Source organism: Pseudomonas sp. GD04015, assembly GCF_029837675.1.
GTDB lineage: Bacteria > Pseudomonadota > Gammaproteobacteria > Pseudomonadales > Pseudomonadaceae > Aquipseudomonas > Aquipseudomonas paralcaligenes.
In genome coordinates this window covers 71,388-88,689 of the sequence record NZ_JAOEEE010000017.1, presented here as the reverse complement: position 1 = coordinate 88,689, position 17,302 = coordinate 71,388, and the positions used below count along the sequence as shown (strand labels likewise).

Here is a 17,302-nt window from a genome sequence, read left to right as displayed (position 1 = left end):
GAAAAAATCTTGTTCGGCGCTCATCGCTTCAGGCCGGCACCACGCGCACCCAGTAGCGGCTGAGGCGATGCACGCACAGCGGCAGGGTGTCGCTGAGGTTGTCCAGCACCGCGTCGCTGTCGGCCAGCTGGAAGGCGCCGGAGATGCGCAGCTCGCCCAGCGCCGGGTCGCAGGTCAGCAGGCCGGGGCGATAGCGCGCCAGTTCGTCGATGAAGCGCGGCAGCGGCCAGTCGCTGACCACCAGCATGCCGCGCATCCAGGCGTCGGCATGGGCCTCCAGCGGCTCCGGCGTGGCCCAGTCGGCGGCGCCGTACCACAGCTGCTGGCCGCTCTCGACGCGCCGTGGCCGGCCCGGCGCGTCCAGCGGGCGCACCTCCACCGCGTGCTGCAGCACCCGCACCTGGGTACGGTCGTCGTCCTGGCGCACCAGGAAGCGGGTGCCGAGCGCGCGGATGCTGCCCTGGGCGGTGTGCACGACGAAGGGCCGGCCGAGCGCGTCCGGCGCGGTTTGCACGTGGATCTCGCCACGCAGCAGGCGCAGTTCGCGCATGTGCGCGCCGTAGGCCAGGTCGAGGGCAGTGTCGCTGTTCAGCTGCACCCGGCTGCCGTCCGGCAGGCGCAGCTCGCGGCGCTCGCCGACGCCGCTGCACTGGTCGGCGCGCAGGCTGCGCATCGGCGCCGACTGCCAGCCAAGCCCGGCCAGGCCGCTGCCCAGCACCAGCAGGCCGAGCAGCTTGAGGCTGGCGCGGCGGCGGCCATCGACGCCGCGCAGGGCGGACGGCGCCACCTCCGGCAGGCCGGCCAGCTTGCCCTGCAGCTTTTCCAGCCGGCTCCAGGCCTGGCGGTGCGCCGCGTCGGCCTCCAGCCAGCGCCGGTGGGCTGCGCAGGTGGCCGCGCAGCCCGGCGCGGCGAGCAGGTCCAGGTGCCAGTTGGCGGCGGCGCGCAGGGCGGCGATCGGCGGCGCGGCGCTCACGGCGCATCCTCGATCAGCAGCATGCAGTGGGTCAGCGCCCGCACCACGTACTTGCGCACGGTGTTGGTCGACAGGCCCAGGCGCCGGCCGATCTCCACATGGCTGAGGCCGTCGAGCTGGGCCAGCAGGAAGATTTCCCGGCAGCGCGCGCCGAGGCCGTCGAGCATGCGGTCGATCTCGACCAGGGTCTCGATCACCAGCGCCCGCTGCTCCGGCGAGATGTCCAGCGGCTCGGGCCGGGCGACGAGGGCGTCGAGGTAGGCCTGTTCGAGATTGCGCCGGCGGAAGCCGTCGATCATCAGGCTGCGGGCGATGCTGCTGAGGTAGGCGCGCGGCTCGCGCAGGTCGCAGGCCTGGCGGCTGGCCAGGACCCGGACGAAGGTGTCCTGGGCCAGGTCGGCGGCGTGCTCCGCGCAGGGCAGGCGCTTGCGCAGCCACAGACGCAGCCAGTCGTGGTGCTCCCGATACAGGGCCTGCACGGACTGCTGGGTGGCGCTATCGGCGGCGGCGTGGTCGGAATGCACGGGTGTCGCTTCGGTGTTAAATGATAATTGCTATCATTTTCGTCCGAAAATGCGCCGCCGCGCAAGGGCGGCCCCGTCAGTCGTTCTTCTGGTAGATGATCTTGCGGCTGCCGCCCTCGCAACTGCCGACCACCATGTTGGGGTCTTCCACGTCCGCCGTCGGCACGATCTCCAGCGTGTAGCTGGTGACCTTGGCGGCCTGGATCTTCACCTCGATCTCCTGCTTGAGTTCCTCGCAGGGCTTGGGCGCGGCGATGGCGCCGCCGCACAGAAGGATGGCCGTGACGGCCGCACACCAGCGTTTCATCGCATGCTCCTTGGAGTGTCCTGTTTCCGTTCGACCAGCGCCTGCAGCGCCCGCTCGCGTTCGTCCGTCGGCAGCTCGCCGAGGGCGGCGGCGCGGCGGTAGAACGCCGCCCAGTCCCCGTCCACCTCGCGGAACAGGCCGGCGAAGGCCTCCACCCAGCGGTCGTACAGGCCGAAGGGCAGCAGGTGGGCGTTGTTCAGCGGCTGGGCCATCCAGGCGTCGTAGCGGCGGTCGCCGCCCCACGGGCCGTCGCGCAGCGCCCGGTATTCGGCGCGCAGCCGCTCGAACTCTGCCGCCTTGCCGGTGCGCTTGTCCACGTCCGCGACGGGACTCGCGTAAAGAGCTTGCAGGCGCTCGCGGCTGGCCAGGACCAGCTCGGTGAACTGGCGCCGGCGGCCTTCTTCACGGGCATCGACCGGCGCCATGCCGCGCGCGCTCCGCCACTGGCGCAGGCCCTCCTGCTCGACGAAGCTGGCGAAGGATTCGTTGAACGCGGTGTCGTCCGCCACGTACAGCTGCTGGTGGGCCAGTTCGTGGAAGATCAGCGCGGCCAGGCGTTCGTTGTCCCAGCGCAGCATGGTGTTGAGGAGGGGGTCGTCGAACCAGCCCAGGGTCGAATAGGCCTCGATGCCGGCGACGTAGGTGTCCAGGCCCTCTTCCCGCAGCAGGGCGGCGGCGCCACGGGCGCGGCCCTGGCGGTAGAAGCCGCGGTAGGCGACGCAGCCGGCGATAGGGAAGCAGTGGGTCAGCGGCTCCAGGGACAGCTCCGGGGTGGCGAACACGTTCCACACCACGTAGGGCCGGCCCAGGTCGGCGTACAGACGGTAGCTGCGGTTGTCCGGCAGGGCCAGCCGCGCGCTGGCGAAGTCGCGGGCCTGCTGGGCCAGCGCCAGGCGGCGCTTGAGCGCATCGTCGGTGGCGGGGTCGGCGAGCAGCGCGTCCACCGGCTGGCGCGCGGCGAGCAGGTCGAGCTGGCCGCGGCCGAGCTGGGCGTGGTAGTCGAGGCTGGCGCAACCGCTCAGCAGGGCGCCGAGCAGTAGCGGAACCAGGCGCCGAGCGGGGCGGTCGAGTAGGGCGATAGGCATTCCGCGAGCCTATTGCATTGCCCCTCTGCCTAGGAAGCCCGCCATGCGCCCTGCCCTGCTGCTCTGCCTGCCCGTCCTGCTCTCCGGCTGTTCGCTGCTGATGCCCCGGCACGACCCGGACCAGGCCTGGATCGAACTGCACGAACGCGAGGACGGCCGCCTCGAAGCCGTCCGGGTGGACGGCAAGGACCTGGACGACGACCGCTACTTCCAGATACCGCCCGGCCGCCACGAACTGCAGGTGCGCCTGCGCTTCGAGGTGGACGCCGCCAACGTCGGCGCCGACCAGGCCCTGCCGAGGACCTGCCTGCTGACCCTGGACTACGATGACTTCGCCGCCGGCCAGCGCTACCGGCTGAAGGCCGGCAGCCGTGGCTTCCGCCCCTGGGCGCAGCTGCAGGACGAGCGCGGCGAGGACCTGGCGCAGGCGCGCGAGGGGCGCTGCGGGGCCGTCTGATCGGCGTTATGCTGAGAACCTGTCCACGAGCAGCGGCGCGTCGGCCAAGCGGTGGCGGAAGCGTCTTGCTCATGTGCCACGCTAGGCTCCGCTTCCTCAGCCGCTTATCTCTGGCGCGCAAGCTCGTAACAGATTCTGAAAGGTTTCCCGAGGATCGTCCCATGCGCCTGCCCCTGCTGCTGTCCACCCTGCTCGCCCTCGGCGCCTGCGCGAGCCCGCTGCCGCCGCCATCGCCGGACAAGGCCTGGGTCGATCTGTGGGCCTCGGGCAGCGAACTGCTGATGGCGCACAAGCTGGATGACCGCCGCGTCGACGACGGCCGCTTCTTCGAAGTCGTCCCGGGCGCCCACGAACTGGAGGTGCGCTACCAGTTCGAACTGACCCACGGGCCGGTGGCCAGCTTCAGCGAGCCGCGCCAGGTCACCTGCTACCTGCGCGTGCGCCACGATGGCTTCGCCGCCGGCCAGCGCTACCGCTTCGAGGCCAGGCCGCAACAGCTCAAGGCCCAGGGCTGGCTGTACGACGACCAGCGCAACCTGCTGGCGCGCGCCCAGGTCGTGCGTTGCGGGACGTTCTGAAAGACTATTTCCTAGGAGTCCTATCCGCGCAGCGGCAGAAAAAACCATCGGGCAGCTCGGAGCCTGAGTCCCCGTCAGGAGGCCGAGTGGAGGTGTCGCGTAGGGGGACGAGCCGCATGGATGCGGCGAGAGGCTTAAAGGGCCATGGATGGCCCTTGTAAGCCGGCCCCCGGAGCGGTACCGGAAGGAGGGAAGTCTGGCCGCAGGCCAGACCCGGATGCCGGGGTGGCCTTCTCTTTGGTTACTTTCTCTTGGTCCGGGCGGCGATCCGCAGACAAGAGAAAGTGACTCGCCCAGGAGGGCGAAACCAAAACTTTCATGCAGCTGGATAAACAGCTGATCACCGAGCTGCCGGTCCATCGGTGCGCATGGCGCACCCTACGCTTGCTCTGCACATCGGCGCCTAGCTTTCGAGGGTGGCCTGCAGGGTGATCTCGGCGTTCAGCAGCTTGGAGACCGGGCAGCCAGTCTTGGCCGCTTCCACCGCCTGCTCGAAGACCTCCCGGTTGGCGCCCGGTACCTTGGCCTTGAGGCTCAGGTGCACCGCGCTGATGCGGAAGCCGCCTTCCTCCTTCTCCAGGGAAACCTCGGCCTGGGTGTCGATGCTTTCCGCCGTCATGTCGCGCTCGCCCAGCTCCTTGGACAGGGCCATGGAGAAGCAGCCCGCGTGGGCGGCGCCGATCAGCTCCTCTGGGTTGGTGCCGGGGCGATCCTCGAAGCGGGTGTTGAAGCCGTAGGGCTGCTCCTGCAGCGCGCCGCTCTGGGTGGAGATGTGGCCCTTGCCGTCCTTGATGCCGCCCTGCCAGTGGGCCGACGCCGTCTTCTTGATGGTCATGTCGCGTTCCTCCGCAAATGGGTACTCCAGTTGAGAGGAACACGAGCGCGGCAAAGTTCGCCTGTTTTCAGCGCAGCCCGGCGACGATCTCGAAGCTGCGCAGGCGGTGCTCGGGCTGGTAGAGATCGCAGGTGAAGATCAGCTCGTCGGCGCCGCTCTGCTCCAGCAGGATCTCCAGCCGCGCGCGGACCTTCTCCGGCCCGCCGATCACCGCCAAGCCGAGGAAGTCACCGACCGCCTGCTGCTCGTGGGGCTGCCAGCGGCCGACCATGCTCTCGACCGGCGGGCGCAGCACCAGGCTCTCGCCGCGCATCAGCGCCAGCACCCGCTGGTAGGCGGTGGTGGCGAGGAACTCGGCCTCCTCGTCGCTGGGCGCGGCGATCAGCGGCACGCCGATCATGGCGTAGGGCTTGTCGAGCACGGCCGAGGGCTGGAAGTTCTCGCGGTAGATGCGCAGCGCCTGGTGCAGGTAGCGCGGCGCGAAGTGCGAAGCGAATGCGTAGGGCAGGCCCTTCTGCGCCGCCAGCTGGGCGCTGAACAGGCTGGAGCCGAGCAGCCAGATCGGCACGCCGCTGTCGACGCCGGGCACCGCGATCACCGACTGGCCGGGCTGGCGCGGGCCGAGCAGGCGTTCCAGTTCCTCGACGTCCTGCGGGAAGTCGTCCGGGCTGCCCAGGCGGTCGCGGCGCAGCGCGCGGGCGGTGGCCTGGTCGGCGCCTGGCGCGCGGCCCAGGCCCAGTTCGATACGCCCCGGGTACAGCGCGGCCAGGGTGCCGAACTGTTCGGCCACCACCAGCGGCGCGTGGTTGGGCAGCATGATGCCGCCGGAGCCCAGGCGCAGGGTGGTGGTGTTGGCCGCCAGGTAGCCGAGCAGCACGGCGGTGGCGGAACTGGCGATGCCCTCCATGTTGTGGTGCTCGGCCACCCACAGGCGCGAGAAGCCGAGCTTCTCCACGTGCCGGGCCAGGTCGAGGGAACGTTGCAGGGCGGGCGCGGCGCCGTTGTCGTCGTCGCGCATGGGTGCCAGGTCGAGCACGGAGAACGGCAGGTTGGACAGCTTGCTCATGGGGCCTCCTCGGTTCATCCCTGTGTTATGGGGGCGCCCCGGCGGAAGGCAAGCCGCCGTTCGGCGATTGCCTCGCGCGGCCGCTCAGGGCCACGGCATCTCGCCCTTGAGCACCTTGGCGCTCAGCTCCAGGCCGGCCTCCCCCGGCAGGCCCGGGTAGCGGCGGCGCATGGCGTCGACCAGCGCGGCGGCATCGACGGCCTCGGGCAGCTCGGCCTCCAGGGCGATCAGGTAGTCGCGGGTGAAGCGCAGGGCGCCGAGGTCGTGGGCCGCGTCGCCCAAGTAGTGGCCGGGCACCACCACCTCGGGGCGCAGGGCTTCGATCCGGTCCAGCGTGGCCAGCCAGGTGCGGCGCGCCTCGATGGTCTGGGTGTCGGCCGTCCACACGTGCTCGCCGGCCTCCACCAGCACGCCGCCGACCACGGCCTTGCGCGAGGGAATCCACAGGGCGGTGCGCAGCGGGTCGAGGCCGATCACCTGCAGCTCGTGCCCTTCCAGGCTCAGGCGGTCGTCGGCCAGCGGCTCGGGGATGATGATCTCGGTTGGCGCGCCGTCGCCGAGGATCGGCCCCCAGTAGGCCAGCTTGGCCGCCTGGGTGGCGCGGATATGCTCGACGGTGGCGGCGGTGGCGACCACCCGGGCCTCGGGGAACGCGCGCTTTAGGGTCTGCAGGCCGAAGTAGAAATCCGGATCGCCGTGGCTGATGTAGATGGTGGTCAGGCGCTTGCCGCTGGCCTCGACCCGTTTCACCAGCTCGGCGGCCTCCTTGCTGGAGAACTGGGCGTCCACCAGCAGGGCCTCGCGCTCACCGCTGATCAGGGTCGAGCTGACCGCGAACACGGCGTCCTCGCCGGGGTTGTAGACCTGCAGCTGCAGGTCGGCGGCCTGGGCCAGGCCCGCAAAGGCGAGCAGGGCGGCGCTGAAGAGGGAACGAAGGGACATGCTGACCTCGCGGAGAACGGATTCGACGAGGCGTATGCTAGTTGCTCGAAAGCGCGCAATAATCCGGTTAGCCTGCCCATATCTGTTGCACGAATCGAGCGAATCATGGATCGGATCACCGCCGCCCGGGTGTTCGTCACGGTGGTCGAGCGCGGCAGCCAGACCGCCGCCGCCGAGCACCTGGACATGTCGCGGGCCATGGTCTCGCGCTACCTGGGCGAGCTGGAGGCCTGGGTCGGCGCGCGCCTGCTGCACCGCACCACGCGCCGCCTGAGCCTCACCGGCATGGGCGACGAGCTGCTGCCCCGCTGCCGCGAGATGCTGGCCCTGGCCGACGACCTGCAGGACCGGGGCCGGCGCGCCGACGACGGCCCCAGCGGCAACCTGCGCATCGCCACCAGCCAGTCCTTCGCCAGCGCCTGGCTGGCCCCGGCGCTGGCCGAGTTCGTCGCCCGCCACCCGGCGGTGACCCTCGACCTGCAGGCCAGCAGCCAGGCGGTCAACCTGGTGGAGGAGCGCATCGACCTGGCGCTGCGCATCACCAACCAGCTCGACCCCAACCTGATCGCCCGGCGCCTGGCCACCTGCCGCTCGGTGATCTGCGCCACCCCGGCCTACCTGGCCCGACACGGCACGCCGCAAGTGCCGGCCGAGCTGAGCCGGCACAACTGCCTGACCTACACCTACTTCGGCCGCAGCCTGTGGCAGTTCGAGCGCGATGGCGAGCCGCTCACGGTGCCGGTGGGGGGCAACCTCAGCGCCAACGAATCCAGCGTGCTGCTGGAAGCCTGTCTGGCCGACGCCGGCATCGCCCGCCAGCCGCTCTATGCCGTCGCCGCGCTGCTGCGCGCCGGACGCCTGGTGGCGCTGCTGCCGGAGTACCGGGTCGAGGCGCTGGGCATCCATGCCGTGTACGGCTCACGCCGGCAGATGCTGCCGGCCCTGCGCGCCCTGCTCGACTTCCTCGCCGAACGGCTGCAGGCCGACCCGCACTGGGACCAGTCATGAGTAGGGTGCGCCGTGCGCATCGGGCCCTGTGCTTGCGGTGCGTACGGCGCACCCTACGACATCCACAGCGCCCCGCAGGCACATGCCCATGCCCCCCCGTTGCGTGACGCTACAGCTGCCTGCCCCTGGATTCCCGCCTGCGCGGGAATGACGGTTTCGGAAGAAACTCCACCCCCACCTCGTCATCCCCGCGCAGGCGGGGACCCAGAAGAGCTCTGGGCACTACAGCTCTAACGTGGACATAGCCATGAAAAAGGCTATGTCCACGTTAGTTGTTGCCCGCCTTGTGGGAGCGGATTTATCCGCGAATTTCGCGGCCAATCGGAATGCCGCCCAGCCGCACCACAAAAGCAAGATTGCTCCACCAACACGTAACGGGGACAGCGCCATGAAAAAGGCCAGGGCGCCTCTCGGCGGCCCTAGCCTTCGGGGAACGCGGGCGATCAGCCGCGCTGGTAGACGATTTCCTTGGTGCCGGCCTCGCAGGAGCCCACCACCTTGCGGTCGCCGGCGTCGCCCTTGTCGACCACGTCCAGGGTGTAGGCGGGTACGCCGTTGGCCTTGATCTTGGCGTCGATCTCCGCCTTCAGCTCCTCGCACGGCTTGCCGGCGGCCCACACGGAACCCGCCAGTGAGAACAGGGCCAGGCCCAGCATCATTCGCTTCATCGGTAACGCTCCTTCGTTGGGGGACTCTCGGGGCGACCCGCCCCGGCCCTCGAAGGGTAGCCCAGGATGCGGGTGGCGACTCTTCGGGCTCAGCTGTCGCTGATGCGGAACCCGACCTTCAGGGTGACCTGGTAGTGCCCGACCTTGCCGTTCTCGATGTGGCCACGGGTTTCCACCACCTCGAACCAGTCCAGGTTGCGCACCGACTTCGCGCATTCGGTCAGCGCATTGTTGATGGCATCCTCGATGCTGGTCCGCGACGAACCCACCAGATCGATCAGCTTGTAGGTGTGGTGATCGGACATGACGCTCTCCTTGTGATGACGAAAGGCGATGCACTTGCTGTTGTGGCCCGCCCCGGGCCGAATAAGTTCAGATTAGCTGCACTCCCGCGGGATGCCGTTCCTCGTCGCCGATTGCGGTGGGAGGCGCAGGACCGATAAGATGCGACGAATTCTCATTTGTCATGTGCGTCCCGTGTCCACTACCCACAAGCTCGGCTTCTTCTTCAGCGACCACCATCGCTGGCTGCTCCTCCATGTGCAGCGCCTGCTGCGCAACCGCGCGGACGCCGAGGACACCGCCGCCGAAACTTTCTGCCAGTTGCTCGCCGCCCAGGTGGACCCGGCCACCATCGAGCAGCCGCGCGCCTACCTCTCCACCATCGCCCGCCGGCTGATCTTCGACCGCCATCGGCGGCGGCGTCTGGAGCAAGCCTATCTGGAACGCCTGGCCCTGCTGCCGGAAGAGCTGGCGCCCTCGCCCGAGGAACGCTTCCTCCTGCTGGAGGCGCTGAGCGCCATCGACAAGGCGCTGGCCGGGCTGCCGCTGGTGGTGAAGAAGGCCTTCCTGCTGAGCCAGCTCGACGGCCTCGGCTACGCCGAGATCGGCCGCCGATTGGGGGTTTCCGAGCGCACCGTGGGCCGCTACATGACCCAGGCCCTGCGCCAGTGCTACCTGAGCGGAGCACAGCCGTGAGCCGCGACGCGCCGGACCAGGCCGGCGAGCAGGCCATCGCCTGGATGGTGCGCCTGCGCTCCGGGCGCGACGACGCCCGCCAGCAGGCCCGCTTCCAGCACTGGCTGGGCCAGGACCCGGCCAACGCCCGTGCCTGGGAACAGCTGCAGCGCGGCCTGGGCAACCACTACGACGTGGTGCGCCGCGCCCCCGGCGCCTTGCGCGACACCCTGCTGCAACCGGAACTCGGCCGCCGCGACCTGCTGCGCGGGCTGGCCGGGCTCGGCCTGCTCGGCGGCGGCCTCTGGCTGGCGGCCGGCAGCGACAGTGGCCGGGTGCTGCTGGCCGACCTGCGCACCGGCACCGGCGAGCGCCGCAGCCTGTCGCTGGCCGACGGCAGCCGGCTGAGCCTGAACGCCGGCAGCGCGGTCGACCTCGACTTCTCCGCCGAGCGTCGCCTGCTGCACCTGCGTCGCGGCGCCCTGGTGGTGCAGGTGGCGGCGGACCCGGCGCGGCCGTTCATCGTGCGCAGCGCCCAGGGCGACGTGCGCGCCCTGGGCACGCGCTTCCTGGTCGAGCAGCAGGCGGACGCCACCCGGGTGGTGGTGCTGGAGCACGCCGTGCGCGTCTCGCTGCCCGACGGCACCGCGCTGGACGTGGCGGAAGGCCAGGCCGTGCTGCTGCACGCGCGGCGCATCGAGCCGCTGGCGGCCGACCAGGCCTACCGCGCCGACTGGGTCGAGGGCCGCCTCAGCGTGCTGGACGAGCCGCTGGCGACGGTGATCGACGCCCTGCGTCCCTATCGCCCCGGGCTCATCCGGGTCAGCCCACGGGTGCGCGACCTGCGCGTGCAGGGCGTGTTCCCGCTGGACGACAGCGAGCGCACCCTCGCCGCGCTGGCCGAGACCCTGCCGATCCGGGTCGAACGCTATGGCTCGTGGCTGACCCTGATCGACGCACCCTGAATCCGGTGAGAGTGAAAATTTTTCTCATTCCTGTCCGGTTTTCCGCGCTCGTTGCACCTCTCTCCTGACAACGCCAACCCATTCAGGAGAATCCCCGTGCTCAAACCCTGGCCCCTCGCCCTTGCCATCGCCCTGGCCGCCGCGCCCACGGCCTTCGTCCGGGCCGAAGGCTCCGTCCAGCAGCAGGTGCAGCGCTTCGACCTGCCCGCCGCCGGCCTGGCGGAAACCCTCAACGCCATTGCCCGGCAGAGCGGGCAGGTGATTTCCCTCGACCCGGGCCTGGTCGCCGGCAAGCGGGCGCCCGCCATCCACGGCGAGATGAGCGCCCTGCAAGCCCTGCAGCGGGCGCTGGCGGGCAACGACCTGCAGGTGATCGTCACCGGCGGCGGCACCTTCAGCGTGGTGCCCGCGGTCGACGCCGACGGCGCGCTGGAGCTGGGTGCGACCAGCATCAACAGCACGGGCCTGAACGAAACCACGGAAGGCAGCGGCTCCTACACCACCGGCGCCGTGACCATCGGCAAGACCGCCCAGTCGCTGCGCCGCACGCCCCAGTCGGTGACCGTGGTCACCCGCAAGCTGATGGACGACAAGAACCTCGTGTCGCTGGACCAGGTGATGGCCCAGACCCCGGGCATCACCCGCGCCAACCGCGGCTATGGCAACAACCACTTCAGCTCCCGCGGCTTCGACCTGACCGACGACAGCTACATGGTCGACGGCGTGCCCGGGCAGGCCTACGCCTACACCGGCTGGATGATTCCGGACATGGCGGTGTTCGACCGCGTCGAGGTGCTGCGCGGCGCCGCCGGCCTGCTAGTGGGCGCCGGCGGCCCGGGTGGTGCGGTCAACCTAGTGCGCAAGCGTCCAACCGCCGACCCGCGCTTCTCCATCACCACGCGCGCCGGCTCCTGGGACAACTACCGCCTGGACCTGGACGCGAGCGGCCGGCTCAACGACGACGGCAGCCTGCGCGGCCGCATGGTCGCCTCCTACGAGGACCGCGGCGACTTCATCGACGTCATCGAATCCAAGCGGCCGCTGCTGTACGGCATCGTCGAGGGCGACCTGGGCGACGCCACCACCGTCGCCCTGGGCCTGCGCCGGCAGACCTCGCGCATCGACGGCTACAGCGTGCTGGGCCTGCCGATGAACCCCGATGGCAGCAACCCGCACCTCAAGCGCTCGACCTTCCTGGGCCAGGACTGGGCCACGCTGCAGACCCGCACCGACGAGGTGTTCGCCGACCTCAACCACCGATTCAACGACAACTGGAGCGGCAAGCTGGCGCTGTCCCACTCCGAGAGCGCCTACAACCGCAGCGCCATCGAATGGGGCGCGGAAGACACGCTGGAATACGGCAGCCCGACCGGGCCGATGATCTACGACACCAGCTTCCACAAGTTCGACGCCACCGCCGACGCGGTCGACGGCCACCTGGACGGCGAGTTCGAGGCCTTCGGTCTGACCCATCAGGTGACCCTGGGCGCCAACTGGTCCAGGCGCGAGATGAACGACAAGGACGCGACGGTCAGGCTGGACAGCCCCATCCCGCTCAACGTGTTCGACCCCGACCACCACATCATGCCCGAGCCCGCGCGGCCGGCCTGGGACTACAGGGAAGACACCATCGACACCCGCTACGGCACCTACCTCAACACCCGCCTGCGCATGAGCGAGGACCTGAGCCTGGTGCTCGGCGCGCGCCTGAGCTGGTACAAGACCGAGGCCTGGGATGGCCCGCGGGTGAACGTCAACGAGCAGAAGCACGAGTTCACCCCCTTCGTCGGCGCGATCTACGATCTCGACGACGCCTGGTCCCTGTACGCCAGCTACGCCGACATCTTCATGCCCCAGGCCAGCTACCGCACCGCCGGCGGCAGCATGCTGGACCCGGCCATCGGCTCGAACTACGAGACCGGGATCAAGGGCGAGCTGTTCGACAAGCGCCTGAACCTGTCCCTCGCGATGTTCTACATCGAACAGCAGGACGTGGCCGCCCGCGACTACGCCAACGACGGCAACTGCCCGCAGGACGTCGCCGGCCGCTGCTACGTGAACAGCGACGGTATCAGCCGCAGCAAGGGCTTCGAGGCGGAGGCCAGCGGCGAGCTGCTGCCGGGGCTGCAGGTCGCGGCCGGCTACACCTTCAACACCACCCGCTCGCAGAACGGCGGGCCGATCTCCGCGCAGACCCCCAAGCACCTGCTGCGCGTCAACACCCACTACACCCTGCCGGGCGAGTGGAACCGCCTCAGCGTCGGTGGCGGCGTGTCGGCCCAGTCCGCCTACGACGATGCCTACAACGGCACCAGCAACAGCGGCCGGGCGATCTTCGACGCGCGCGCGGCCTACAAGATCGACCCGCACTGGACCGTTGGCGTGGACATCGAGAACCTGCTGGACCGCAAGTACTTCGCCTCTACCGGCTACTGGACCCGGGGCACCACCTACGGCACGCCGCGCAGCTACATGCTGACCTTGCGCGGCGACTTCTAGACCCCACCGCCGCACCCCACGACGCAGGCCTTCGGGCCTGCGTTTTCGTTTGTCCAAGGCACGCTTGCCCAGCCATGGATCGCGCGGGCTCTGCTCGATCACCACGGCGTCTTCAGCGCCAGCCATTCCCAATCGTCCTGCGCGCCCGTAGAATTTGAGACAAATTCTTATTTGCAACTCACTATTCCGGGAGGGTGGATGTCCACGGCATTCCCCGACGCGCCGCCGCCGCACGACCTGCACGCGCTCTACCGCGACCACAACGGCTGGCTGCAGGGCTGGCTGCGCAGGCGCCTGGGCGACCGCGAGCGCGCCGCGGACATCGCCCACGACACCTTCCTGCGCCTGCTGGTCGGCAGCGTGGCCCAGCCGCTGCGCGAACCGCGCAGCTTCCTGGCGACAGTGGCCAAGCGGGTGATGGTCGACCACCTGCGCCGGCGCAGCCTGGAAGAGGCCTACCTGGAGGCCCTGGCCCACCAGCCGGAGCTGCAGGAGTGCTCGCCGGAAGAACGCCTGCTGATGCTGGAAACCCTGCTGCAACTCGACGCCATGCTCGACGGCCTCGGCCACAAGGCGCGCCAGGCCTTCCTGCTGGCCCAGCTAGACGGCCTGGGCTACGCCGAGATCGCGGAGCGCCTGGGCGTGTCCGTCAGCTCGGTGACCAAGTACATGGCCAGGGCCACCGAACAGTGCCTGCTGTTCGCCCTGGACGCGCAGGCATGAACCCGGCCGCGCAGCGCCAGGCCCTGCGCGACGCCGCCCAGTGGCACGCGCGCCTGGGCGCGGCACCCGATTGCCCGGCCACCCGCCAGCAGTGGCAGAACTGGTATCAGGACGACGACCTCCACCAGTGGGCCTGGCAGCGCCTCGAACACCTGCAGGCGGAACTGCGCGGGCTGCCCGGACCGCTGGCCCGGCGCACGCTGGCCGGCGGCGAGGCCGGGCTGCAGCGGCGCACCCTGCTCAAGGGCCTGGCGCTCGGGCTCGGCGTCTCCGGCCTGGCCTGGACCGGCTACCGGCAATCCCCCGTATGGCTCGCCGACCTGCGCACGGGCACCGGCGAGCGGCGCAGCCTGACCCTCGAAGACGGCACCCGCCTGACCCTGAACACCGCCAGCGCGGTGGACGTGCGCTTCGAGCCGGCGCAGCGGCTGGTGCTGCTGCGCGCAGGCGAAATCTTCGTCGAGACGGCCAGGGATGCGCGGCCATTCCGGGTGCGCAGCGCCCACGGCGAAATGCAGGCGCTGGGCACCCGCTTCGGCGTGCGGCAGCACCGGGGGCACACCGAACTCAACGTGCTGGAGCACGCCGTCGCGGTGCGCAACGCGGCGACCGCCGACGCGCTGCGCGTGGAGGCCGGCCTGCGCCTGGACTTCGGTGACGGCCCCCTGCCGGCGCCGCAGCCGGCGGACCCGAACCAGGCCGAATGGCGCAACGGCCGCCTGGTGATCGACGGCTGGCGGCTGGACCGGGCGCTCGCCGAACTGCAGCGCTATCGTCCGGGCTTCATCGACTGCGCCGACGAAGTCGCCCACCTGCGGCTGTCCGGCGCCTTCCCGCTGGACGACACTGACCGCGCCCTGGCCGCGATCACAACGGCCCTGCCGGTGCGCATCGACAGCCGTACCCGCTTCTGGACCCGCGTGCGGCCGCAGGGCTGAAAAAAATCTTCGCTGCCGATTGTCGATTTGCCGGCGCTCGCTCGACCCCTCCTGCAAACCGCCTCGTTGGCCTTTGAAGGAGCCGTCCATGTCACCCCAAGCCACCCGCCCATCCCTCGCCAGAAAGCCACTGGCCATGGCCGTTCTCGGCGCCACGCTAGCGCTGCATGGCGGGCTCGTTCAGCCGCTGCTGGCCGACGCCGGCCAGGCCCGCGCCGAGGCGCCGACGAAGCACTACGCCATTCCCGCGGGCCCGTTGGGCGCCGTGCTCGGCCGCTTCGCCAGCGAAGCCGACGTAGTGCTGTCCTTCGACGCGGGTCTGACCGCCGGCAAGCAGAGCCCGGGCCTGCAGGGCAGCTACGGTATCGAACAGGGCTTCGCCCGGCTGCTGGCCGGCAGCGGCCTGCAACTGGCCCGCGGCACCTCCGGCGACTACACCCTCGTCCCGCAGGCCGATGGCGAAGGCGCCGTGGTCCTCGGCGCCACCAGCATCGATGCCCGCGGCCTCGGCACCACCACCGAGGGCAGCGGCTCGTACGCCACCGGTGCGATCACCCTCGGCAAGACCACGCAAACCCTCCGCGAGACGCCTCAGTCGGTCAGCGTGATGACCCGCCAGCTGATGGACGACAAGAACCTGACCAGCCTGGACCAGGTGATGGCCAAGGCCCCGGGCATCACCTTCAGCCAGCGCAACTACGGCGCCCACGTGTTCCAGTCGCGCGGCTTCGTGCTCGGCGAGGAAAGCTATCTGATGGATGGCGTGCCCGGCCAGGCCTACACCGTCACGGGCTGGCTGCCGCCGGACATGGCCATCTACGACCGCGTCGAAGTGCTGCGCGGCGCCGCGGGCCTGCTGGTCGGCGCCGGCGACCCGGGTGGCGCGGTCAATCTGGTGCGCAAGCGTCCCACCGCCGAGCCGAAGTTCTCGGTCAGCACCCGCGCCGGCTCCTGGGACAACTACCGCCTGGACCTGGACGGCAGCGGCCGGCTCAACGACGCCGGCACCTTGCGCGGCCGCGCCGTAGCCGCCTACGAGGACAAGGGCTCCTACCTCGACGAGAAGCAGTCGAAGACGCCGCTGCTCTACGGCATCGTCGAAGGCGACCTCGACGACGACACCACCCTGACCCTCAGCCTGCGCCGCCAGACCGGCCGCATCGACGGCTATTCGATCTTCGGCCTGCCGCGCTATAGCAATGGCCAGGCGCTGGACATCTCCCGCTCCACCGCCCTGGTGCAGGACTGGAACCGCCATGAAACGGAGATGAACGAGGCGTTCGTCGAACTCGACCACCGCTTCGACGACAACTGGACCGGCACCACCTCCTTCACCTATTCAGACGGCGGCTTCGAGCAGGACCTGGCCTATGCCCGAGGCGCCATCGACCCGGTGACGCAGACCGGCTCGACCTTCCGCGGCGTGCAGTTCCGCGAACTCGATGTGACCAGCAAGAGCCTGGACAGCCACCTCAACGGCACCTTCGAGGCCTTCGGCCTGACCCACCAGATCACCGTGGGCGCCAACTGGTCGCAGCAGAACGTGAAGGACAAGATGGCGGACATCTTCTTCGCGGGGGCCGAGCGGATTCCGGTCAACGTGTTCGATGTCGACCATCACGCCTTCGCCAGGCCGGCAAAGCCGGCCTGGACCTCGATCACCAACCTGGTGGACGAGCGCTATGGCCTCTATGCCAACAGCCGCCTGCGCATGTCCGAGCCGCTGAGCCTGATCCTCGGCGCGCGGGTCAGCTGGTTCGACTACGACTTCGACTACCGCATGGAGGGCATGGACTATGTCACCAAGGAAAGCGGCCAGGTCACGCCGTTCGCCGGCCTGGTCTACGACATCGACCAGAACTGGTCCTGGTACGCCAGCTACGCCGACATCTTCCAGCCGCAGAGCCGATACCGCGACGTCAGCGGCGCGGGTCTCGAGCCGGCGGTCGGCGCCAACTACGAAACCGGCATCAAGGGCGAGCTGTTCGACAAGCGACTGAACCTGTCCGCGGCACTGTTCTACGTGAAGCAGGAAGACGTGCTGGTGGAGGACGCCGCCAACAGCGGCCAGTGCATGAGCAACGACGAATGGGGCACCTGCTACACCAACGGCACCATCCAGCGCAGCAAAGGCGTCGACCTGGAAGCCAGCGGCGAAGTGCTGCCGGGCCTGCAGGTGCTGGCCGGCTACACCTACAACATGACCCGCAGCAGCAACGGCGGCCCGGTGGCCAGTGAAACGCCCAGGCACCTGGCGCGGGTATCGACCAGCTACACCCTGCCGGGCAACTGGAACCGCCTGACGATCGGCGCCGGGGTATCCGCACAGTCGCGTTACGAGAACGAAACCTGGGACGGCTACAAATACGGCGCGGCGGGTCGCGCCATCTGGGATGCACGAGTGGCATGGAAACTCGACCAGCACTGGCTGGTGAGCGTGACCGGTGAAAACCTGCTCGATCGCAAGTACTACGTGGCGGCCGATGGCGTGGACCGGGTCAACCTGTTCGGCGCCCCACGCAGCTATGTCCTGACCCTGCGCGGCGACTTCTGATCGACAGCACCGGACCGTGCTCCCGAGGGGAGTTCGGCCCGGGGGGAAGGCTGTGCAGCAGTGGAGTGGAGAGATTCTGAGCTGCCTACACGGCAGTCCGTAGGGCGGGTGAAACCCGCGCGAGCACTACACTTCTGGCCAAGCTCGCGGGTTGCACCCGCCCTACCTTGCTGAGCATCCGTCGTATTTTTCGTCCCTCAACTACCAGGACGGACGAATGCGC

Annotated in this window: 18 protein-coding genes; 9 read left to right on the top strand and 9 right to left on the bottom strand. The window is 69.7% G+C overall.

From position 1 onward, the window contains the following. Positions 1–28 precede the first annotated feature (28 nt). The 4 genes from N7640_RS15665 to N7640_RS15650 all read right to left on the bottom strand — a co-directional run bounded on the left by N7640_RS15665 (position 29) and on the right by N7640_RS15650 (position 2,889). The gene (locus N7640_RS15665) at positions 29–973 is read right to left on the bottom strand and encodes a FecR domain-containing protein (RefSeq protein WP_279904099.1); all 945 of its coding nucleotides are present in this window, start codon (positions 971–973) and stop codon (positions 29–31) included. Beyond that, positions 970–1,497, bottom strand: a complete 528-nt coding sequence (locus N7640_RS15660; RefSeq protein ID WP_279904100.1) for a sigma-70 family RNA polymerase sigma factor — start codon at positions 1,495–1,497, stop codon at positions 970–972. The genes N7640_RS15665 and N7640_RS15660 overlap by 4 nt, the downstream gene beginning before the upstream one ends. A 76-nt stretch (positions 1,498–1,573) precedes the next feature. After that, positions 1,574–1,804 (bottom strand): DUF1161 domain-containing protein, encoded by a 231-nt coding sequence (locus tag N7640_RS15655; RefSeq protein ID WP_220812699.1) that lies wholly within the window; start codon positions 1,802–1,804, stop codon positions 1,574–1,576. After that, positions 1,801–2,889, bottom strand: coding sequence for an aminopeptidase (locus N7640_RS15650; protein WP_279904101.1), 1,089 nt, complete (start codon positions 2,887–2,889; stop codon positions 1,801–1,803). The genes N7640_RS15655 and N7640_RS15650 overlap by 4 nt, the downstream gene beginning before the upstream one ends. A gap of 43 nt (positions 2,890–2,932) precedes the next feature. On the opposite strand from N7640_RS15650, the gene N7640_RS15645 reads away from it, so the two are divergent. Then, positions 2,933–3,346 (top strand): hypothetical protein, encoded by a 414-nt coding sequence (locus N7640_RS15645; protein ID WP_279904102.1) that lies wholly within the window; start codon positions 2,933–2,935, stop codon positions 3,344–3,346. 161 nt (positions 3,347–3,507) lie between these two features. Next, a complete protein-coding gene (locus tag N7640_RS15640) occupies positions 3,508–3,924 on the top strand; it encodes a hypothetical protein (RefSeq protein ID WP_279904103.1) in 417 nt (138 codons plus the stop codon). Between the two features lie 403 nt (positions 3,925–4,327). Here N7640_RS15640 and N7640_RS15635 read toward each other — a convergent pair whose 3' ends face one another. The 3 genes from N7640_RS15635 to N7640_RS15625 all read right to left on the bottom strand — a co-directional run bounded on the left by N7640_RS15635 (position 4,328) and on the right by N7640_RS15625 (position 6,767). Then, positions 4,328–4,753 (bottom strand): OsmC family protein, encoded by a 426-nt coding sequence (locus tag N7640_RS15635; protein WP_279904157.1) that lies wholly within the window; start codon positions 4,751–4,753, stop codon positions 4,328–4,330. A gap of 73 nt (positions 4,754–4,826) precedes the next feature. Next, positions 4,827–5,825 (bottom strand): LLM class flavin-dependent oxidoreductase, encoded by a 999-nt coding sequence (locus N7640_RS15630; protein ID WP_279904104.1) that lies wholly within the window; start codon positions 5,823–5,825, stop codon positions 4,827–4,829. A gap of 84 nt (positions 5,826–5,909) precedes the next feature. Further along, a complete protein-coding gene (locus tag N7640_RS15625) occupies positions 5,910–6,767 on the bottom strand; it encodes an MBL fold metallo-hydrolase (RefSeq protein WP_279904105.1) in 858 nt (285 codons plus the stop codon). Positions 6,768–6,872: 105 nt separating this feature from the next. Here N7640_RS15625 and N7640_RS15620 point away from each other — a divergent pair, with 105 nt between their 5' ends. Continuing rightward, a complete protein-coding gene (locus N7640_RS15620) occupies positions 6,873–7,775 on the top strand; it encodes a LysR family transcriptional regulator (protein ID WP_279904106.1) in 903 nt (300 codons plus the stop codon). Positions 7,776–8,218: 443 nt separating this feature from the next. On the opposite strand, the gene N7640_RS15615 is transcribed toward N7640_RS15620, so the two are convergent. Both N7640_RS15615 and N7640_RS15610 read right to left on the bottom strand, forming a co-directional pair. Next, complete coding sequence (locus N7640_RS15615; protein ID WP_279904107.1) at positions 8,219–8,443, bottom strand: DUF1161 domain-containing protein; 225 nt, start codon at positions 8,441–8,443, stop codon at positions 8,219–8,221. Positions 8,444–8,532: 89 nt separating this feature from the next. After that, a complete protein-coding gene (locus N7640_RS15610; RefSeq protein ID WP_220815853.1) occupies positions 8,533–8,748 on the bottom strand; it encodes a dodecin in 216 nt (71 codons plus the stop codon). A gap of 163 nt (positions 8,749–8,911) precedes the next feature. Here N7640_RS15610 and N7640_RS15605 point away from each other — a divergent pair, with 163 nt between their 5' ends. The 6 genes from N7640_RS15605 to N7640_RS15580 all read left to right on the top strand — a co-directional run bounded on the left by N7640_RS15605 (position 8,912) and on the right by N7640_RS15580 (position 17,079). Continuing rightward, positions 8,912–9,421, top strand: coding sequence for a sigma-70 family RNA polymerase sigma factor (locus N7640_RS15605; protein ID WP_279904158.1), 510 nt, complete (start codon positions 8,912–8,914; stop codon positions 9,419–9,421). Beyond that, positions 9,418–10,365 (top strand): FecR family protein, encoded by a 948-nt coding sequence (locus tag N7640_RS15600; RefSeq protein ID WP_279904108.1) that lies wholly within the window; start codon positions 9,418–9,420, stop codon positions 10,363–10,365. The genes N7640_RS15605 and N7640_RS15600 overlap by 4 nt, the downstream gene beginning before the upstream one ends. A 96-nt stretch (positions 10,366–10,461) precedes the next feature. Beyond that, the gene (locus N7640_RS15595; protein ID WP_279904109.1) at positions 10,462–12,864 is read left to right on the top strand and encodes a TonB-dependent siderophore receptor; all 2,403 of its coding nucleotides are present in this window, start codon (positions 10,462–10,464) and stop codon (positions 12,862–12,864) included. Between the two features lie 198 nt (positions 12,865–13,062). Further along, positions 13,063–13,587: a sigma-70 family RNA polymerase sigma factor gene (locus tag N7640_RS15590; RefSeq protein ID WP_279904110.1), complete on the top strand. Its 525-nt coding sequence runs from the start codon at positions 13,063–13,065 to the stop codon at positions 13,585–13,587. After that, positions 13,584–14,525: a FecR domain-containing protein gene (locus N7640_RS15585; protein WP_279904111.1), complete on the top strand. Its 942-nt coding sequence runs from the start codon at positions 13,584–13,586 to the stop codon at positions 14,523–14,525. Before N7640_RS15590 ends, N7640_RS15585 begins: the two co-directional genes overlap by 4 nt. Before the next feature lie 88 nt (positions 14,526–14,613). Further along, a complete protein-coding gene (locus tag N7640_RS15580) occupies positions 14,614–17,079 on the top strand; it encodes a TonB-dependent siderophore receptor (RefSeq protein ID WP_279904112.1) in 2,466 nt (821 codons plus the stop codon). The last annotated feature ends 223 nt before the right edge of the window (positions 17,080–17,302 follow it).